The 19,433-nt window shown below is 31.2% G+C and carries 19 protein-coding genes; 10 read left to right on the forward strand and 9 right to left on the reverse strand.

The annotated features are described in order from the left end of the window. The first annotated feature begins 2 nt into the window (after positions 1 to 2). The 8 genes from GJJ64_RS04930 (at position 3) to GJJ64_RS04965 (ending at position 9,640) form a co-directional block, all read left to right on the forward strand. Positions 3 to 1,085, forward strand: a complete 1,083-nt coding sequence (locus GJJ64_RS04930) for a sugar transferase (RefSeq protein ID WP_154286609.1) — start codon at positions 3 to 5, stop codon at positions 1,083 to 1,085. After that, on the forward strand, positions 1,085 to 1,789 hold the full coding sequence (locus tag GJJ64_RS04935) for a TolC family protein (RefSeq protein WP_154286610.1): 705 nt from the start codon (positions 1,085 to 1,087) through the stop codon (positions 1,787 to 1,789). Before GJJ64_RS04930 ends, GJJ64_RS04935 begins: the two co-directional genes overlap by 1 nt. Next, positions 1,776 to 3,920, forward strand: a complete 2,145-nt coding sequence (locus GJJ64_RS04940) for a GumC family protein (RefSeq protein WP_154286611.1) — start codon at positions 1,776 to 1,778, stop codon at positions 3,918 to 3,920. Before GJJ64_RS04935 ends, GJJ64_RS04940 begins: the two co-directional genes overlap by 14 nt. 86 nt (positions 3,921 to 4,006) lie before the next feature. Then, complete coding sequence (locus GJJ64_RS04945) at positions 4,007 to 5,116, forward strand: glycosyltransferase (RefSeq protein WP_229655462.1); 1,110 nt, start codon at positions 4,007 to 4,009, stop codon at positions 5,114 to 5,116. Between the two features lie 2 nt (positions 5,117 to 5,118). After that, entirely contained in the window at positions 5,119 to 6,558 is a 1,440-nt protein-coding gene (locus tag GJJ64_RS04950) for an O-antigen ligase family protein (RefSeq protein WP_154286613.1), read from the forward strand. 109 nt (positions 6,559 to 6,667) lie between these two features. After that, complete coding sequence (locus tag GJJ64_RS04955) at positions 6,668 to 7,825, forward strand: acyltransferase family protein (RefSeq protein ID WP_154286614.1); 1,158 nt, start codon at positions 6,668 to 6,670, stop codon at positions 7,823 to 7,825. Then, on the forward strand, positions 7,822 to 9,018 hold the full coding sequence (locus GJJ64_RS04960) for a glycosyltransferase (RefSeq protein ID WP_154286615.1): 1,197 nt from the start codon (positions 7,822 to 7,824) through the stop codon (positions 9,016 to 9,018). The genes GJJ64_RS04955 and GJJ64_RS04960 overlap by 4 nt, the downstream gene beginning before the upstream one ends. A gap of 4 nt (positions 9,019 to 9,022) precedes the next feature. Continuing rightward, entirely contained in the window at positions 9,023 to 9,640 is a 618-nt protein-coding gene (locus tag GJJ64_RS04965) for an acyltransferase (RefSeq protein WP_154286616.1), read from the forward strand. On the opposite strand, the gene GJJ64_RS04970 is transcribed toward GJJ64_RS04965, so the two are convergent. Genes GJJ64_RS04970 through GJJ64_RS04995 form a run of 6 tightly spaced genes read right to left on the reverse strand, consistent with a single transcriptional unit; the run spans position 9,637 to position 14,346 of the window. After that, positions 9,637 to 10,485: a beta-1,6-N-acetylglucosaminyltransferase gene (locus GJJ64_RS04970; protein ID WP_154286617.1), complete on the reverse strand. Its 849-nt coding sequence runs from the start codon at positions 10,483 to 10,485 to the stop codon at positions 9,637 to 9,639. The genes GJJ64_RS04965 and GJJ64_RS04970 overlap by 4 nt on opposite strands. After that, the gene (locus GJJ64_RS04975) at positions 10,482 to 11,831 is read right to left on the reverse strand and encodes an oligosaccharide flippase family protein (RefSeq protein WP_154286618.1); all 1,350 of its coding nucleotides are present in this window, start codon (positions 11,829 to 11,831) and stop codon (positions 10,482 to 10,484) included. Before GJJ64_RS04975 ends, GJJ64_RS04970 begins: the two co-directional genes overlap by 4 nt. A gap of 2 nt (positions 11,832 to 11,833) precedes the next feature. After that, positions 11,834 to 12,328 carry a hypothetical protein gene (locus GJJ64_RS04980; RefSeq protein ID WP_154286619.1) on the reverse strand — a complete coding sequence of 165 codons (495 nt, stop codon included), beginning with the start codon at positions 12,326 to 12,328 and terminating at the stop codon, positions 11,834 to 11,836. Beyond that, positions 12,328 to 12,663: an STAS domain-containing protein gene (locus tag GJJ64_RS04985; RefSeq protein WP_154286620.1), complete on the reverse strand. Its 336-nt coding sequence runs from the start codon at positions 12,661 to 12,663 to the stop codon at positions 12,328 to 12,330. The genes GJJ64_RS04980 and GJJ64_RS04985 overlap by 1 nt, the downstream gene beginning before the upstream one ends. Positions 12,664 to 12,675: 12 nt before the next feature. Then, complete coding sequence (locus tag GJJ64_RS04990; protein ID WP_154286621.1) at positions 12,676 to 13,800, reverse strand: response regulator; 1,125 nt, start codon at positions 13,798 to 13,800, stop codon at positions 12,676 to 12,678. Between the two features lie 9 nt (positions 13,801 to 13,809). Beyond that, positions 13,810 to 14,346 (reverse strand): hypothetical protein, encoded by a 537-nt coding sequence (locus GJJ64_RS04995; protein WP_154286622.1) that lies wholly within the window; start codon positions 14,344 to 14,346, stop codon positions 13,810 to 13,812. 45 nt (positions 14,347 to 14,391) lie between these two features. Between GJJ64_RS04995 and GJJ64_RS05000 the strand changes: the two genes are divergently transcribed. Continuing rightward, positions 14,392 to 15,312 carry a glycosyltransferase family 2 protein gene (locus GJJ64_RS05000; protein WP_154286623.1) on the forward strand — a complete coding sequence of 307 codons (921 nt, stop codon included), beginning with the start codon at positions 14,392 to 14,394 and terminating at the stop codon, positions 15,310 to 15,312. Beyond that, positions 15,309 to 16,490: a glycosyltransferase family 2 protein gene (locus GJJ64_RS05005; RefSeq protein WP_154286624.1), complete on the forward strand. Its 1,182-nt coding sequence runs from the start codon at positions 15,309 to 15,311 to the stop codon at positions 16,488 to 16,490. The genes GJJ64_RS05000 and GJJ64_RS05005 overlap by 4 nt, the downstream gene beginning before the upstream one ends. Here GJJ64_RS05005 and moeB read toward each other — a convergent pair. From moeB to GJJ64_RS05020, 3 genes are read right to left on the reverse strand one after another with little or no spacing between them, the layout of a single operon-like run. After that, positions 16,487 to 17,527 carry a HesA/MoeB/ThiF family protein gene (gene moeB, locus GJJ64_RS05010; RefSeq protein ID WP_154286625.1) on the reverse strand — a complete coding sequence of 347 codons (1,041 nt, stop codon included), beginning with the start codon at positions 17,525 to 17,527 and terminating at the stop codon, positions 16,487 to 16,489. The genes GJJ64_RS05005 and moeB overlap by 4 nt on opposite strands. Positions 17,528 to 17,553: 26 nt before the next feature. Next, positions 17,554 to 18,663, reverse strand: a complete 1,110-nt coding sequence (gene thiH, locus GJJ64_RS05015) for a 2-iminoacetate synthase ThiH (protein ID WP_154286626.1) — start codon at positions 18,661 to 18,663, stop codon at positions 17,554 to 17,556. Next, positions 18,656 to 19,420 carry a thiazole synthase gene (locus GJJ64_RS05020; RefSeq protein ID WP_154286627.1) on the reverse strand — a complete coding sequence of 255 codons (765 nt, stop codon included), beginning with the start codon at positions 19,418 to 19,420 and terminating at the stop codon, positions 18,656 to 18,658. Before GJJ64_RS05020 ends, thiH begins: the two co-directional genes overlap by 8 nt. Positions 19,421 to 19,433: the final 13 nt, after the last annotated feature.

Here is a 19,433-nt window from a genome sequence, read left to right on the forward strand (position 1 = left end):
GAATGCAATTTCAAGATTTTAAAGATTCCTCATACTTAAATAATCCTTCAAAAATCAGTATTCTTTACTACGCTGATATTTATAAAAATCATGTATCAGAAACTTTTAATGATGAATCATTCGAAATTAAAAACTTTTCAAGCTTAGCAGAAATACAAAGTGCTACGCAAAAACTCTCTATAAACGAACTTAACAGCACTGTTCTTTTAGAAGTAAGTCAGCAAAATATTCATGAAGCTGTAGACTTTATTGAATCTTTAAAGAAAAATTGGCTTACCAGAAATCTCATTGTATTTTTTCTACTTACAGACAATGATAGTCATTTATTCCAAATAGCTTTAAAGTTAGGCGTAAGCGATTGCTATAAGCCAAGTATAAATTTTAATGATGTAAAAGAAAGATTAAGGTTTTTAACTTTTTATAAGTTATTACGCTCACAAGTAAGCAATATTTCTGAAATACCATCAGTAGAATATAAAATCCCTTTTAGTAAAAGAGTTATAGATATTGTATTATCCTTATCTGCTTTAATTTGTTTAAGTCCGTTTTTTTTAATCATCGCTATATTAATTAAGTTAGACTCAAGAGGCCCAATATTTTATATCAGTAAAAGAGTTGGTACTGGCTACAAGATTTTTGACTTTTATAAGTTCAGATCTATGCGACAAGATGCGGATAAATTGGTAGCAGAGTTAGCTAACAAAAATCAATACGGAGATTCTGCTTTTTTTAAAATTGAGAATGACCCACGAGTTACCAAATTGGGTAACTTCTTAAGAAATACCAGTATAGATGAACTTCCACAGCTTTTTAACGTTTTAAAAGGTGATATGTCTTTAGTTGGAAACAGACCTCTACCACTTTATGAGGCAGAACAATTAACCACTAACGAGTGGTCTATGCGTTTCTTAGGTCCTGCTGGTTTAACTGGTTTATGGCAAATTAGCAAACGTGGAAAAAAGGATATGTCTGATAGAGAAAGAAAAAAATTAGATAATTTTTATGCTTCTAATTATTCTATTTGGTTAGATTTAAGGATTATTTTAAAAACCATACCTGCATTAATACAAAAGGAAAAAGTTTAATGATAAAAACCTTTAAAATATTATTACTATTCCTGTTATTATCTTTTGTTGTTCCTTTTAACAGCAAAGCGCAAGAGTCTGTAATTAAAGGAATTGATTATATTTTTTTAGATACCCTCATTCAAAAAGCAAAAGTAAACTACCCAAGAAATAAAATTCTTAAAGAAAAAACAGATATCGCTAAAAATGACATCTCTAAAAGTAATTTATCTTGGCTAGATGTAGTTACATTCACTTATTTGTACAGACCCAATAATAATTCTACTATTAATCTTCAAGATCCAAATCTTTTAAATGGATATCAAATAGGTTTTAATTTAAATTTAGGAAATGTTATAGCTAAGCCGTTTACGATTAAAAATTCGAAGGCAACTTATAAAATTTCAAAATTAGAAGAAGAAGAATATTCATTAACTTTAGAACGAGAAGTTAAAAACCGATACTATGAGTATTTAAAGTACATCAATTTGTTAAAAATTAGTTCTAAAGCTACTTTAGATGCAGAGTCTCTTTTAAAAGAGATGAAGTATAAATATGAAAAAGGCGAAGTGAGTCTTGAAGTTTATACCAATGTTCTGTTAAATGCCACTAATCAAAACAAAAGTCGTATAGAGGCAGAAGCAGAGGTTTTTAATGCAAAAGCACTATTAGAAGAACTAGTAGGTGTAAAATTAGAAGACATTAAAATAAATGGACGTAATTAAGTTTCTAAAATATCTATATAAAAGAAAATATGTCTTAATTATCGTACCTATCATTACGGTTATTATCACTTATTTTTTGGGTAAAAATATTTTAGATAATTACGTTTCAGAAGCACAAATTTCTACAGGTTTTGTTGATGAATCTCAACAAGTATTACAAGAAAAAGAAACCTATGTACAAGAATCAAGAATTACTCAAAGGTTTAACAACTTAATTGAGATTATGAAGTTGAAACTGATTACCGATCAGATTTCATACAAATTAATGCTTCATGATTTAACCAACAAAAAGCCATTTAGAAGCTCTAGTCAACTTTTAAAAGAGCTAAATCCTTCTGCAAGAAAACATGCTATAGAAGTTTATACCCAAAAGTACAATAAAATGGAACCTCTCTCTCTTTGGGATAAAGACCAAAGAGGATTATACCAAGTGTTGGTTTCTATGAAGTACGATGAAGAGTCGTTAAATAAAAAATTACGAATTTTCAGAAATCAGGATAGCGATTTTATTACAGTAAGTTTTGAATCTGAAAATCCGGAGTTATCTGCTTTTGTTGTCAATGCAATATGCCAGGAATTCATCAAATATTACTCTTTCACTAGTAAAGACAACGAAAATAAAGGTGTTGCTTATCTAAGTTCTTTACTAGCTCAAAAGAGACAGGCTTTAGATGAAAAAATGAGCCAACTGAGGGATTATAAGATTAAAAACAATGTTATTAATCTTTATGAGCAATCAAAAATTTTATATGGTGAGATTATGGACTTTGAGAGTAAAAAATTAGAAACTCAAAAAAGTATCGATTCATACTCGCAAACACTCCAAAATATTGATAATAAGTTTAACCCTACAGAGAGAAAATATTTAGAATCAACTTTATCAAAAATTAATAGAGACATTGTTTCTACTAAAGAAAAAATAAAAGCTGTTACAGAGAAATATGTTCAAAGCTCTTTTAGCCCTGTGTACAGTAAAAGCTTAGATTCTTTAAATAATATTCTAACTGATCAAATTAATGACGCTTCTGATAAATACATCATTAGCCCATTAAACACAAAAGAAAAGTTAATTACAGAAAAATTAACCCTTGAAGTAACCGGAGATTTAGCTAAATACAGTTTAGCTACTATAGAAAATCATTTAAACAACTTGAATCAAAAATTTAAAACATTAGTTCCTTTTGATGCTGTTGTTCAAACATTAGAAAGAGATATTGAAGTTGCTAGTACAGAATATTTGGATGTATTAAACAAATACAACCAAGTTAATATGCAGGCTAATTCTAATACCAAATTAAGACAAATTCAATTAGCTATGCCTGGCTTACCACAACCATCTAAAAAGATGTTGTTGGTAATTTTAAGTGGAATTATAAGTTTCATCTTTTGCACTTTAGTTTTCTTTATTCTTTTTGTTTTAGATAGATCTATTAAAAGTGTTGAGGCATTAGAAAATGCGACAGAAATCCCTGTGATTGGAGAATTAAGTTATTTAAAAAGCTTTACCGATTTAAAAGATATCTGGTTAAATAAAACTCCAGATGAGGATACGTTAAATTTTAAAAATTTACTAAGAGCCATAAGATTTGAGGTTAAAACCAAAATGTTATATAACAACAATAAGGTTTTAGCTGTAACCAGTATGGTTCCTAACGAAGGAAAAACTTTCTTTTCTTTATCATTGGCTTACTCTTTTGCCATGCTTAACAAAAAAGTTTTGCTTATAGATGGTGATTTTGATAAACCTGATATCTCTGAAGCATCAAATCATAAAACTTATATTGAAGATTATGTGAATGATAGAGTTTTACCAGATGATAATGCTATCACCATTATTGGGAATAAAGGTGGAGACTCTTCATTATTAGAAGTTGTAGAAGAATCAGTAATCGAGTCTATTTTTGAAGATTTTAAAAAGAGATTTGATGTTATTATTATTGATACCTGCTCTTTAAAGAGCTTAAACAAAGCAAAAGAATGGATTATGTATGCAGATAAAAATATCTCTGTGTTTGAATTTGGCAAACAAGTACATAGCCACTACAATAAAGACCTTAACTATTTAACTTCTCTTGATGATAAATATATTGGTTGGATATTGAATAAAGTAAAAGAAGAGTCTAGGTTTTAAATAAAATTGCTTTGGATAATTTATTTGCGATACTTTTTGTACTCCTTCAAATAATTATTGGAATTAATTTATTTCTACCTCTCCTATTGTTTATTTTTTGGTGGTTTTTTGCTAAAAGGAGTTATAAGTTAGCACCTATAACTCATCAAAAAGACTTTGCAGTTGTTGTTACTGCATATCAGCAAACAGATTTAATTCCTGAAGTTGTAAAGTCTCTATTAGGAACAGATTATGAGAATTACCACATTTATATAGTTGCTGATAATTGTGATAAAAGTGAAAACTTAAATTTTAACCACCCTAACGTAAGCGTTTTATATCCAGAGCAAGTTATCGCTAGCAATACAGGCTCTCATTTTTACGCTATTAATCATTTCATTCGTAAGCATGAAGCTTTAATGATTATTGATAGTGATAATATTGTTGATAAAAATATCTTAATTGAAATCAATAACTATTTTAATGAAGGTTTTGAAGCTGTACAAGGAGTAAGAGCCCCAAAAAATCTGGATACTGTAATTGCCAGATTAGATGCAGCAAGAGATATTTATTATCATTTTTTTGATGGAAAGGTTTTATTTCAACTAGGTTCATCAGCTACATTAGCGGGCTCTGGAATGGCTTTTACTGTTGATTTATATAAAAAGTGTTTAGAAAACACCAATATCAAAGGGGCTGGTTTTGATAAAGTTTTGCAATATTTAATACTGCATCATCAAAAAAGGATAGCCTATTGCGAAACAGCTATTGTTTATGATCAAAAAACATCACATTCTGAGCAATTGGTTAATCAAAGATCTAGATGGATTAATACATGGTTTAGATATTTTAAATTTGGTTTTAAATTAATATCACAAGGAATCCAAAACCTTAATCTAAATCAATTATTATTTGGAGTTATATTATTACGCCCGCCCTTATTTTTATTACTTTTATTATCGGGGCTGTTTTTTCTTATTCAAATCTATTTATTCTCCATATTAGGTACTAGCATCTGGATAATGGGATTTTTAAGTTTTATCATCTCCTTTATATTAGCTTTAAAGGTATCCCATACAGATAAAAGAATTTATAAAGCATTATACTCTATACCCGTATTTATTTATTATCAAATTATATCTTTAATTAATGCAAAAAATGCCAATCAAAGATCTGTAGCAACCAAGCATCAGGTAGTTAAAAAGCTAGAGTTATAGATATGAAGTCAAATTTATTTTCTTCTGATATCTTTAGAGTCATCATCATTAGCTTATTAGGTATAATTGTGGCTATGCTGGTGGGTTCTTTAACAATTAAAATGGAGCTATTAGCTTTGGTAGTTACCATTGCCTTAGCTTCAGGAATTGTATATCTAATACTTGTCTTTAAAGAACCTAAGATTGCATTTCTATCATACGTTGTCTATTGCTTCATTATATCAGGATTATTAAGAAACAACCCACAATTGCCCTTTGGCCCAGCAATGGAGGCTTTACTAGCACTTTCTTGGCTGGCTATCATCTTTAATTATCCAAAATATAATTGGAAGAACCTTAATAACGACCATTGCATATTAGCATTAGTGTGGTTCATTATCAATATTCTTGAAGTATTAAACCCTGCCGATGCAAGCATTTTAGGTTGGTTGAATGAAATTAGATTCACTGCTTTAAATTGGCTTCTTGTTGCTCCTATTGCTTTTCTAATTCTAAATAGAAAAAAAGATTTAAATATATTTTTAATTATCATCATTTGCATGTCTGTTATTGCCACCTTGTATGGCATGAAACAGCTATGGTTTGGTGTTTCTGTTGGCGAACAAATTTGGCTTGATGCAGGTGCGGATTTAACACATGTTTTATTTGGGCAATTAAGAGTATTCTCTATGTATACCGATGCAGGACAGTTTGGAGCCTCACAAGCTCATGTTAGTTTAGTGGCACTTGTTTTAGCTTTAGGCCCTTTTAAACTTTGGAAAAAAATTGCTTTAGGTGTAGCTGCAGGTATTTTATTTTACGGAATGCTTATTTCAGGTACCAGAGGAGCATTATTTGCTTTAGCTGCAGGAGGTTTTTTCGCTATCTTTTTAACTAAGAATTTTAAAGTTTTAATTCTGGGGAGTATTATTTGTGTTCTTTTTTATGGATTCCTTAAGTACTCTACCATTGGAAGTGGAAGCTACCAAATTAATAGACTAAGAACAGCTGTTGACCCAAAAGACGCATCTCTTAACGTAAGATTTAATAATCAAAAAAAATTAAGACTAGCCATGGAAGATTTACCTTTTGGTGGTGGTGTTGGTATAACTGGTGTTAATGGCGATAAGTATAATTCAGATAAATATCTATCTCATATACCCCCAGATAGCTATTGGGTTAAAATTTGGGTAATGTATGGAGTTGTAGGCTTAGTTGTATGGTTTAGTATTGTGATGTTTATATTGGGGAAATGCTGTGGTATTGTGTGGAATTTACAAGATCACGGTTTGAGGGTAAAATGTATTGCTTTAACAGCTGGTACAGCCGGATTATTTTTCTGTAGCTATGGTAATGAAGTAATGAACGGATTACCATCATCTATGATGCTTTACATGTCATGGTCATATGTAATGCTTTCACCCAAGCTTGATAAAGAAAAAGATGCAAATAAATATGTATAACCATGCCATTTGAAATTATAGCATTACCTGCAATAGTATTTTTTCTTTGGGGCTTTTATAGCGGATATAAAATTCATAAGAAAAAAGCGAAAAGAAATTTTAAAAATTCATGATTAAACTACTACAAAATATACCTCAAAAATTAGCTAGAGTAACTTCTGGTAGAAAACTCATAAGTGAAATTGATGGATTAAGATTTATAGCCATACTACCCGTGATGATACAGCATATGGCAGAGCGTTTTGAGCGGAATACAAGCATAAAATTTAATGCTCCTCTTGAAAATGATTATAGTAGTTTTTTAGCTTCAAGAGGTTTTTTAGGTGTATTTATTTTCTTTGTGATTAGTGGATTCATCTTAGCATTACCTTTTGCTTCATATCATTTAAAAAACACAAAAAAAGTAAGTCTTAAAGAATATTTCTGGAGAAGAATAACCAGATTAGAACCGCCTTACATCTTCTGGATGACAGTTTTCTTCATTGTATTTATCTTTTATCATAAACAAAGCTTTTTAGAATATTTACCTCATTATTTGGCAAATATCACCTATACACATTCTTTTATTTATCAGGATTGGTCTCCGTTCAACCCTCCTACATGGACATTAGAAATAGAAATACAATTTTACATATTAGCTCCATTTATGGCTTTAGCTTTATTTGCTATTAAAAATAAAATCTGGAGGAGAGTAGCTATTATAAGTTTTACTGCCATGATGATGGTCTTACAACAATATTTTAAATTTTACCTTCCTCCTACTAGTTTAACAATTCTAGCTCATTTACATTATTTTTTAATAGGCTTTCTTCTAGCTGATATTTATTTATGCGATTGGGATCAAATCAAAAGAAATATCTGGTATGATATTTTAGGCCTTATTTCTATAATTTCACTCATTATCTTTTGGAGTTGGGATTTTGAGATATTAAATAGAGTAATTGTTGTTTTAACTTTATTCTCATTCTTTTACGCAGCATTTAAAGGCGTATATATCAATAAATTTGTTTGTAATAAATGGGTTATGGCCATCGGTGGTATGTGCTATACCATTTACTTAGTCCATTTACCTTTATCAGAGTTTATCATTAAATTCACAAAACATATTCATATTACTGATAGCTATTTTATAAATTTAGCCATTCAGTTACTGATATTTTTACCTATAACTATTTGTTTAAGTGCGATATTCTTCTTGTTATTTGAGAAACCATTTATGGATAAAAATTGGTTACAAAATTTACGCTTAAGATTTAAGAATATATGATAAGCGGTAAAGACATCGTCATTGTAGGACAACAACCTTGGGATGTTGAAATTGGTAGCAATTGCAAAAATATTGCTCTAGAATTTGCTAAACATAACCGTGTTTTATACGTCAATAGTCCAATAAAAAGGAAAGAGTTTCTTAAAAATAATGCCGATAATAAATTACAATTTAGAAAGCGTGTTATAAAAAAAGAAGTTCCGGGCTTAGTAGAAATAGACCATAATTTTTGGAATTTGTTTCCTAATTGTTTTAGCGAATCTGTCCATTGGTTACCAGATAACTTCATTTTCGATATCGTAAACAAAATTAATAGCAAGCGCTTTGCTAAAACAATTAAAGAAGCTCTTAAGAAACTAGATTTTAAAGATATTATATTGTTTAATGACAATGATTTACATGATAGTTTTCACCTTAAAGAGTTATTAAAGCCAAAGCTTAGTATCTATTACTCAAGAGACTATATTTTAGCTACTGAGTATTGGAATAAACATGGCAAAAAGCTTGAACCATTATTGATTACAAAAAGTGATTTAGTAGTTTCAAACTCTGTTTACTTAACCAATTATTGTAAGCAATACAATCCATCTTCGTTTTATGTTGGCCAAGGTTGTGATTTTGATTTATTTCTTCATCCAGAAAGCATCCCTAAAGCCGAGGAACTGAAAGAAATACAAAAACCAATAATTGGTTACGTTGGCGCTATCACGAGCTCAAGACTTGATATAGAAATTATACAACAAATAGCTTCAAATAAACCAGAATGGATAGTTGTTTTGGTTGGAAACGAAGACGAAACTTTCCAAAAGAGTAATCTTCATCAACAAAGTAATGTTTTATTTTTAGGGTCTAAAAAAGTTGATGAATTAGCTAAATATATTAATAGCTTTGATGTTTGTATTAATCCACAATTGCTAAACCAATTAACCATTGGTAATTACCCACGCAAAATTGATGAGTATTTAGCGCTAGGAAAACCTGTGGTTGCAACGCAAACAGAAGCAATGGAAGTTTTTAAAGATTATGTCTTTTTAGCAAAAGATAAAGAAGAATATACCACTCTTATTGAACAGGCACTATTAACAAATACACAGCAAATTGCTCAAGCAAGAATAGCATTTGCTTTAACACACACATGGGAAAATTCTGTTAAAGAAATTTACAAAGCCATTAATACAAAATTAAAGCGTTGATGATATGCCTGTTTTAGATAAAATAAAATCAGATCCGTTTTTAAAAAAAATAGCCTTATGGCTATTAATTCCAAAAAACAGATACAGTCCAAGATTATGGGTTAAGCTTTTTCTAAACCCTTTTAAGCATCATAAAGGGAAAGGTGCTATTATTAGAAGAAGAAGCAGATTAGATGTTTTTCCTTTTAAAGCATTTAATGTTGGAAAAAACGCTCTGATAGAAGATTTTACGGTAATTAATAATGCTGTTGGAGATGTAAATATTGGTAACGATGTAGTTATTGGTTTATCAAACGTTATTATTGGACCTGTTAATATAGGTAATAATACAATTATTGCTCAACATGTGGTTATTTCTGCTCTAAATCATCAATATGAAGATATTCATGTAGCACCTAAAAACCAGAAAGTACTTACTAAACTGGTTGATATTGGTGAAGATGTATGGATTGGTGCTAATTCTGTAATAACCGCTGGAGTTAAGATTGGAAAACATTGTATTATTGGAGCCGGAAGCGTAGTCACTAAAAATATTGATGATTACAGTGTTGCAGTAGGCAATCCTGCTGTAATTGTAAAAAGATATAATTGGGAAACTAAAAGCTGGGAAAAAGTAAGTTAATGAGCATCTCTAAATGCATCTATCTCTTTTAACAACTCAGCGCTTTTTGTTTCATCAAATTTTCTGGCAAAGAAATCTTTAGCATGTTTTAAATTCTCTAAGTCTGATATCGTAAGAGTTTTTGGGCTATCGTTACCTTCAGACCAATCAATATACCTTAAGTTGTTATTTATAATTTGTTCTTTATAAACAGAATTGTACAAGATAGTTTGAAAAAAGAATTCATCGCAACCCCAAGTTAGCCTAAAATATTTGATGTATTTAGGGTGCTTTTCTAAATAATCCATCATATATATTAAATGTACCCTATGAACAGTAAACCACTGCGAACGACCAACAGGCTCTAAACCATAAGGTAACTTCCTTTTTGGTAAAACAGCATTTAAAACAGCTGCTAACTTAAATTTTCCAACAAAGTTAAAATCATCAAAATGATACTCGAATATTCTGGAATGTACATCTAGCCAATCAGTATTTATTAACCAATAATGCATGAAAGAGAATCCTTCATTTTGTTTAAGAAAATCGTGAAAGCTTTGAGTACTTTTTAGAGGATAATCTTGACCACTTAATAGATTGATATAATCAAAATCTAAAGGAAAACTTAAAACTTCTTTAAAACTATTTAAAGTAGCTCTTACCATACTATAAGTTCCCCACTTAACTTGAACTCTATCTTTAATAAAAATCACATTTTCATTATTAAAACATGATTTAAAAGCATTTAAATCTGCTTTAAGGTCTAGATGAATGAAAAAATAAGCTTCTGGATGTACTAAACTATTAACCAGTCTTAATAGCTGTTTAGGATTTTGATGAGTTAGAATTACATGAGCTATTTTCATAATTTTCTAACTTTTAAATTCTTATTTAACACCAATTTAACCTCTTTTATACTACTCATCCATACGTCTGAAAGCTTAAAATTTAGATACTTCTTTAAAGAGTAATATCCAAACACTATCCCAACAGTAAAAGTAAAGAAACTAGCCAAAGCAACTCCAATAATAGAATTTAAAGTATTTATAGCTATAACATCAAAAACTATATTTACTACAAGCATCAAAACCACTTTAATAAAATTGAGCGAAGGTTTATTGATGATATCTAAGGTAACGCCTAAAAATCTATCTAAAGGATATAAAATTGTGAATGACATTAACACTTGATACGCAAAAACGGCATCAGTTGTTATATATTTCTCTCCTCCTATTAAAGAAACGGCATATTGTGCTAGTAAAACGGCTATAATTGATATTGGTAACAAGCTAAGAGTTAACAAACCTATATACTTGTTCATGATATTAGTTAAATCTTTTATTTTATTTTGATTAAAAGCATTAGACATAGCAGGCATTGCAGTTGCCATAAAACTTCTAAGCGGTATTTCAATAATCTCCATTAGCCTTAAAGGAATACTATACATAGCTACGGCAGAAGGCCCCAAAAAAAACATGATGATGAAATTATCAGAACTTCTTAACAAGTAAGAACTTACCATACTACCAACACTGTATTTACCAAAATGAAATAATTCTTTTACATTATCCTTAGTTCTTGAAAACCAATATTCTATACCCGACCATTTTTTAAGGATAGTAAATAAGCTGGTAACACTTAATGCTATTAAATTAGCTATTAAGACCGAGTTTAGATTTATGTTCTCGGTATAAATTAAGACCAAAACAAACGAAATCAATAAAATCTGACTGATTAGTCGTAAGAGTAATAATCTGTCGAACCTTTGGTCGGCCTGTAAAATCCAAGTGCTAACATTATAAGGTAAAGACATTAAAAACGTTACGCCAAACCATTTTACTGCAGTTTGAAAATCTGGATTAGCATCACTTGATAAAGATAAAATGACATACAAAATAAAGTTGATAACTAGAAAAAAAAACGTTAAAAGAAGCGCTATATACCAAGTAGAACCTAAAACTAATTTAGCTTTAGCATGCTCTACTCCCGAGTAAAATTTAATGAGTGCGGTTTGCAAAAAACCAGATCTAAAGCCATCAATTAAAGTAAAAATAGTTTGGAAAAATACCCAACTCCCCATTTGTACCAAACTTAAATTTCTAAAAAGTATAGCAACAGTAAGCATTGCTAAAACTGCCATAGAACCATTTCCGGCTAAAGACAAAACATGCTTATTGTTTACTTTTTGGATAATAGTTTGGATAAAAGCCATTTCTAGATTAAAGTTAAGCTAGCACAAAACACATTAGTTTTATCTTCTTGATTATAATGATAGGTAAATTCTTCTGAGGCTCTTATGACGATTTCAAAACCAAAATGCTCTGGTATTAAATTGATGTTTTCTTGCTGTTTATCTTCTCTCAATATGAACTGAAAACTATCTTTATCAAGCTCCACAAAGGCATAATTTTGAAGAATATCATGGGAAAGAATTAAATCTCCAACTTTAAATTTTGGGGCTTTATCTATCTTTTTTAAGCGCAAGAGGGGTTTGTCTATCTCTGCTTGTATGATATTCACCTCCTCTGCAACATGCTTAATCGCGTTTGTGCAGTACTCAATTAAAATAAGTTTAATATTAGATAAAAGTTTAGCATCAGGCTGAATTTGCTGAGTAAGCAACTCAACAAATGCCTTTATAAAGCTATTGATATCCTCTGGTTTTTGAGGAGCTTCTGCTTGAATAATTATGGGTAAAGCTAAACTCATTAAAAAATATTTGAAGCTTCATTAATATCCTTTTTAATTTCGAAAACCTTATCTAAACGGGTTAATTCGAATAAATTTTTTATATCGGCATTTAATTCTACCAAAACCAATTTACCTTGAAGCGGGATAAGATACTTTAATACGGCAACCACTGCTCCTAAAAAAGAACTATCTAAATAATCTACCTGCTTAAAAGAGATGATTAATTGATGATGCCCCTTTTCAATCTCCTGAAAAACAAGCTCTTTAAATTGGTCTGATTTTGAGAAGTTTGCCTCAGCTTCTTCTATGTTTATGATAAGCGCTTTGTCAGTTTTTACTGTACTAATTTTCATAGCTTTAAATTATTATTTTCTTTTGATGATGATAAAACTACAATCATCTATTTGTGAAACCTCTTTGTTAAACAAAATTTCTTTGATTTCTTCTGTTGATTTTCCTGAAATTTTTAAATCGTATAATCTTTTTTTAAGCAGGTTGATATCTGATTTTTTAACTGCATTAACCTCAAAATCTATCATACCATCAGAAACTAAATAAGCTTCTTCTCCTACTTCGAAAGTGATATCCTGCTCAGAAAAAGTACTATTTTCTAAAAATCCTAATAAAATCCCGTCTGATTGATGAGATAAAAGCCCTTGGTGCTGATGAGAAAATTTTAACAAAGGTAAATCTCCGGCTCCTGCATAGGTAATTTTAGCCTCTTCATCATCAACTAAAACCATACTTAAAGTAGAGAATATATCTTTTAAAAAGTCATCTGCATAAATAACCTTATTTATTTTATGTAAAATCTCGCTTAAACACAGGTTTCCATCAAGAACACAAATTCTAACAGCAGACCTGATGTAACTTAGAAAGCTAAAAGAAAAAAACCAAGCTCCCCATTTTTTACCCATCACGTCTCCTAAAACCATTATTGTATAGCGCTCGTTAATTTTAATAAAATCTATAAAATCTCCTCCTGGATGGTTTTGATAAGATTGGTTGAAATAGTGTATTTCAAAGTGTTTTAACAAAGGTGCTTTTGGAGGTATATTACTTAAATTAAGCTTTTTAGCAATATTTTTTATTTCCGATAATGATTTCTGGTACTGCTCATGTACCGTATTCATCAAGTTATTAATTTTTGCTAATAACTGGCTCGGAGGTATATTTTTAGGGATATAATCTAAGGCTTGTAAGTCTAAACCTTTTTGTACCAAATCTTCTTGGTTAAAAGAAGTTAAAAACAAAAAGGGAACATTTTTTAAAGCATCGTTTTTTAAAAGTTTTTCTCTAAAAACAAAGCCATTAGCCTCAGGCATTTCATAATCAGAAATGATTAAATCTGGAATTTGATTTTTCAAAACAAGCTCTGCCTCTTGTACAGAAGTAACAGAAATACACTGATAACCATCAGATTTCAGCAATCTTTCCATGATTTTCAGTTGTAAAACTTCGTCGTCTACTAAGAGTATTTTATTGTTCAAGCTGCTTTGTTATTTATTAAATTTAATAAAAGATTTAATGACGATATAAACTCCGGTAGCAATAATTAAAAGCGAAATTAAATCCATCAATGTAACACCATCATCGGGATTAAACCAAAAAATGGTAAACATCTCAAAAGAATGTGGCGTAGGCAAAATAATCATGGCAAAACCCAATGTAATCATTAAAAAGCCTATCAATGTTTTGACTATCCTTAGTAAGCCTACTTCTATTTTAATTTTACTGGCCTGCTTAGAATCTATATGATGGTTGTTTAATAAAATCTCTAACTGATTTAGCTTTTCAAGATTGTCAAGATTTTTCATAGAAACATCCTTGATCTCGCTGATAGCATTTTTCTGAGCTATCTTTTTATCCACAACTCGATTAAATTTCTGCTGCATCTTTTTGATGCTTTCTGTATCTAACTCGTTTTTTTCAAGCAATAAAATCAATTCATCTAACTTTGTTTCCAAACTTAAATCTTTATTTTCAAGGTCTTTAAAGGCCTTAAATTGCTCGGATATGTTTTTTTCGTCAGACAAAATCTTTTATTTTGAAAGCTGTATATTTTTTGTTCTCTTTAACCAATGAGTTTAGTCTCCATCATCACTGTAAACTATAATCAGCCACAAGCTACTATAGATTTTCTAAAATCAGTTAAGGCACATTATTCAACTGCTAATTTAGAAGTTATTTTGATAGATAACGGCAGTGATGAAAATCATCATGAAACATTTCTTAAACATTACCCAGAAATAGTTTTTATACGCTCAGAAAAAAACCTTGGTTTTGCAGGTGGTAACAATTTAGGTTTACAAGTTGCCAAAGGAGATTATCTCTTTCTTTTAAACAACGATACAGAAATAATCCCGGGTTGCATAGAAACCATGATTTCTGAATTGGAACAAAATCCAGAAATTGGCTTACTTTCTCCATTAATTCTTTACCATGAAGATAAAAGCCTGATACAATATGCAGGTTTCACTCCTCTGAACTATTTAACTGCCAGAAACGATTGTATTGGCCAGTTTGAAACTAATAATGGGCAATACCTAGAAATGAGTAACGAAACTGGTTTTTGCCACGGTGCCGCTGTAATGTGCCGTAAAACCGATTTACAAAAAGCTGGGCAAATGGATGAAAATTATTTCTTGTATTATGAAGAATTAGATTGGTGCGAGAAGTTTAAAAGAATGGACAAAAAAATATGGTTTACCGGAAAAACACATATTTACCATAAAGAATCGGTAAGTGTTGGCAAAGAGAGCGCATTAAAAACCTATTTCTCTGTAAGAAATAGGATGCTTTTCATCAGAAAAAATACTAGCTCTTTAAACACTTTTGCTTTTAGTATTTATTATTGTAGCATTGCCTGCCCTAGAATGATGCTTCAATACCTTTTAAAAGGCAGAAAAGATTTAATAAAATGGGTTTTAAAAGGTGTTTTATGGAATTTTTCTAATTCAATTGACAGTAAGAACTTGGGCTTTAAAATCAAAAATTCATGATAGCTTTTTTCTGGTTTTCTTTATTTATAGTGTTTTACGCTTTTCTAGGCTACGGAATTTTACTTTTTATATTGATAAATCTTAAAAGACTTTTTAAACCTAAAAAGGATATCAAAAACCTGGTGGATAACCATTTACCAAGTACAACTTTATTAATAGCTGCTTTTAATGAGGAAGATTTTATAGAAGAAAAAATTCAGAACTGTTTGGCTATAGACTATCCAAAAGATAAGTTTCAGATTTTGTTTATCACAGATGGCTCATCAGACCAGACACCGCAAATTATTAGCCAATATAAAGATATAGAACTGCTTCATCAGGATAACAGAGCAGGTAAAATGGCTGCTATTAAAAGAGCTATGCCAAATATTAAAGGCGAAATTACCGTTTTCACAGATGCTAATACTTTCTTAAATCCCGAGGCTATAAAAGAGCTTGTAAAGCATTATCAAATAGCTAAAGTTGGTGCTGTTGCAGGCGAAAAGCGTATTATGGTTGATGAAAAAGCTGATGCCAGCGCTGCCGGAGAAGGTTTTTACTGGAAATATGAATCGGCTTTAAAAAAATGGGATTACGAGCTTTATTCTAGCATTGGCGCAGCCGGAGAGCTATTCAGTATCAGAACTGCTTTATACCAACCTGTAGAAAGCGATACCATTATAGACGACCATATGATAGCCATGCGCATTGCAGAGCAAGGTTATATTATTGCTTATGAGCCAAAGGCTTATGCAATTGAAACGGCATCAGAAAACTCAGCAGAAGAACTTAAAAGAAAAATTAGAATTGTAGCTGGCGGAATTCAATCTATTTTTAGGTTAAAAAAGGCTGCTAATCCTTTTAATAATCCTATTCTAACTTTTCAATACATTAGTCATAAAGTATTAAGATGGGCAGTTACACCAGCTTTAATGTTGGTAGCTTTTATTTTAAACTGTTTAATTGTTTACCAATATCCAGATTTGCTTTTATACCAAGTAATTTTGCTTATACAAGTGCTTTTCTATACAGCATCAGCTTTGGGTTGGTTTTTAGAACAGAAAAAACTAAAAATCAAGCTGTTTTTTATTCCTTATTATTTCTGTTTAATGAACTATGCAGCCTTAGCAGGCACTATCAGATATTTTAAAGGCCAACAATCTGCTGCATGGGAAAAATCTAAAAGAAAAGTAGCTTAACACTCTTCTATACCGTTTTTTACGCTATATACTTCCTTATCAGGATATTGGTCTTTAATAAGTTTTACTGCTATTTTACTTTTATTACCATAATTACAGCAGCAAACAATTTTATCCTCTCCTGCTAATACATGCAATTGCTGAGGTAAAAGATTTAAAGGGATATTGGTACCTCCTTTATTAAAATCTTCAAACTCCCACTCTTCTCTTACATCTAACAAATAATAAGCTCCTAGTTGTTCTAAATCGTCAAATTCTATTTCTGTGGCCACGTTTTTATCAGCTTTTAATGGTTTTTCTTCTATTTTTAGTTTGGGTTGTGTAAGTTGATAAATCTTAAAATCATTCTCTAAAGTATCATAAACCAACAATTTACCCAATAAAGTTTCACCAATATCGCAAATAAACTTGATAGCTTCATTAGCCATTATCAAACCAATTAAACCCGGTAGCACTCCTAAAACACCAATTTCTGCACAATTGGGTACTGTACTTTCATCTGGAGCTTCTGGGTAAACATCACGATAAGTATTTGCCCTTTCGGGATGAAAAATAGCAACCTGACCTTCAAATTTAAAAATAGAACCAAATACCCACGGTTTATTTAAGGCAACACAAACATCATTAACCAAATACCGAGTTTTAAAATTGTCAGAACCGTCAATTATTAAATCATAGTTTTGGATAATTTCTGAAGCATTTTCATCACTTAACTTAAAGGAATAAGCATCAGTTTTAACTAAAGGATTTAACAAAGACAATTTTTCTTGGGCAACTAAAGCTTTGTTTTTACCTATATCTAAATGGTTATATAAAATTTGACGATGAAGGTTACTTTCATCAACCACATCATGGTCAATAATGCCTATATGCCCTACTCCTGCTGCAGCCAGATATTGCAAAACCGGGCAACCCAAACCTCCAGCACCAATCATTAAAACTTTGGCATTTTTAAGTTTATTCTGGCCAGATAAACCTAGCTCAGGTAAAATGAGTTGCCTGTTATATCTTATCTTTTCTGCCTCGTTTAAGTTCATCTTATCATATTTAAAAGCTCAGCAATTTACAAAACTTGATCCCAATCTTTCCAAACAACCTCATATCCGCTGTTTTTTATCATTTGGGCAATTTCTTGTGGACTGCGTTCATCGCTAATTTCAAACTGTTCTAAAGATTCTGGCTCTACGGTATAGCCTCCTGGGTTGGTTTTACTTCCGGCACTTATAGAGGTAATTCCCATTTTAATGATATGATTTCTAAAAGAAGCTGATTCTCTGGTAGATAAAGACAATTCTACCTCTTCATCAAAAATCCTATAAGCGCAAATTAATTGTGCCAATTCTCTATCATTCATGGCTACTTTCGGTTCTAAACCACCACTAAAAGGTCTTAATCGCGGAAACGATAAGCTGTACTTTGTTTGCCAATAGGTTTTTTCTAGATATTGCAAATGTAAGGCTGTAAAAAAGCAATCTGTTCTCCAATCTTCCAAACCAATTAAAACACCTAAACCCATTTTATGGATTCCGGCCCTCCCCAACCTATCAGGCGTTGCTAAACGGTATTCAAAATTTGATTTTTTCCCTTTCGGGTGATGTTTTTTATAATCTTCCTGATGATAAGTTTCTTGATAAACCAAAACAGTATTTAAACCTAGCGGGATTAAAGCTTCATAATCTTCTTGGTCTAAAGGCTGTACTTCCATAGATATATGTGAGAAATGAGGTCTAATCAAATCCAAAACCTTTTTAAAATAATCTACATGTACCGTTTGGTTGGCTTCGCCTGTAACTAGTAAAACATGGTCATACCCCATATTTTTGATTACACTTACCTCCTGCATAATCTCTAAGGGGCTTAGCGTTTTCCTTTTGATTTTATTATCGAGGCTAAAACCGCAATAAGTGCAAATGTTATGACACTCGTTAGATAAATAAAGTGGGATATACATTTGCAAAGTCTTACCAAAACGCTTTTGCGTAAGCTGATGACTTAATTGTGCCATAGGCTCTAAATAAGCTGATGCTGCTGGCGAAACCAAGGCTTTAAAATCTTCTAAACCTCTTTTTGGGTTGTGTAAGGCCTCTTCAACATCAATATGGTTTTTATTGTAGATAGATGCTTTAACATCATCCCAATGGTATTGCTTAAATATTTCTAAAAACTCAGACATCTAAAAAAGAAGTTAATGGACTACTTGCAACTGCATGGTTTACTGTTTTTGCTAATTTGGCTTCGTAGGCCTTTCTACCCGCTTCAACGGCCATTTTAAAGGCTATAGCCATCTCTACAGGATTACCTGCAACAGCAATAGCTGTATTTACCAAAACAGCATCGGCACCTATTTCCATGGCTTTTGCTGCATCTGATGGCGCTCCAATGCCAGCATCAATAACTACAGGGACTTTACTTTGCGAGATGATAATCTCAAGAAAATCAATTGTTTTTAGGCCTTTATTACTACCAATTGGCGAGCCTAAAGGCATTACTGCTGCTGTACCTGCATCTTCTAAACGCTTACACAACACTGGGTCGGCATGTATGTAAGGTAAAACTATAAAGCCCAATTTTGCCAGTTCTTCAGTAGCCAATAAAGTTTCTATCGGGTCTGGCATTAGATATTTCGGATCAGGATGTATTTCTAATTTAACCCAATTGGTTTCTAATGCTTCACGAGCCAGTTGTGCGGCATAAACCGCTTCTTTAGCATTTCTAACACCCGATGTATTGGGTAATAAATTTAAGTGTGGATGATTTAAATGCTGAAGAATATCATCTTCTTTGTACTGTAAATCAACTCGTTTTAAGGCTACCGTTACCAATTCTGACTCGGATGCTAATAAAGCTTCTTCCATCAATTTGGCAGAGCCAAATTTACCAGTACCTGTAAATAAACGTGATTTAAAGGTTTTATCTGCTATTTTTAACATAGATGTTTTTTAT

The sequence above is a fragment of the Pedobacter puniceum genome, assembly GCF_009674685.1.
Lineage (GTDB): Bacteria > Bacteroidota > Bacteroidia > Sphingobacteriales > Sphingobacteriaceae > Pseudopedobacter > Pseudopedobacter puniceum.